Source organism: Lacrimispora sp. 38-1, assembly GCF_049890855.1.
In the GTDB taxonomy this organism is placed as follows: Bacteria; Bacillota; Clostridia; order Lachnospirales; family Lachnospiraceae; genus Lacrimispora.
In genome coordinates, this window is record NZ_JBANEW010000096.1 from 1 (window position 1) to 462 (window position 462).

Here is a 462-nt window from a genome sequence, read left to right on the forward strand (position 1 = left end):
AAGTTTTCAAAGAATTAAAAAAGAATAAGGAAACATCAGAAGACAAAGAATTTCTGGTGCCGATGCGCTTAGGGGACACACCCGTTCCCATCTCGAACACGATGGTTAAGACCTAAGCGGCCGATGGTACTATACTGGAGACGGTATGGGAGAGCAGGTGGGTGCCAGATTATTTATGGGCTTATAGCTCAGCTGGTTAGAGCGCACGCCTGATAAGCGTGAGGTCGGTGGTTCGAGTCCACTTAAGCCCATTGGTTTAAAAAACCAGAGAAAAAAGAATACAGGGATAGCCTTAATAGGGTAGACCCACATCCGGGTTTTATGGGGGTGTAGCTCAGTTGGGAGAGCACCTGCCTTGCAAGCAGGGGGTCAAGAGTTCGAATCTCTCCATCTCCATTCGATGTTAGAAAAAGCATTGAACACAGTTATTTATCGATTGTGTACACGCTTGAAAGCATCGCA

General features: G+C 46.3%; 2 tRNA genes and 1 rRNA gene. All 3 read left to right on the plus strand.

From position 1 onward, the window contains the following. Positions 1-52 precede the first annotated feature (52 nt). The 3 genes from rrf to V7D18_RS25145 all read left to right on the plus strand — a co-directional run bounded on the left by rrf (position 53) and on the right by V7D18_RS25145 (position 396). Positions 53-170 (plus strand): 5S ribosomal RNA (gene rrf, locus V7D18_RS25135). 7 nt (positions 171-177) lie between these two features. Continuing rightward, a tRNA-Ile gene (locus V7D18_RS25140) sits at positions 178-251 on the plus strand. A gap of 72 nt (positions 252-323) precedes the next feature. Continuing rightward, positions 324-396, plus strand: a tRNA-Ala gene (locus V7D18_RS25145). Positions 397-462: the final 66 nt, after the last annotated feature.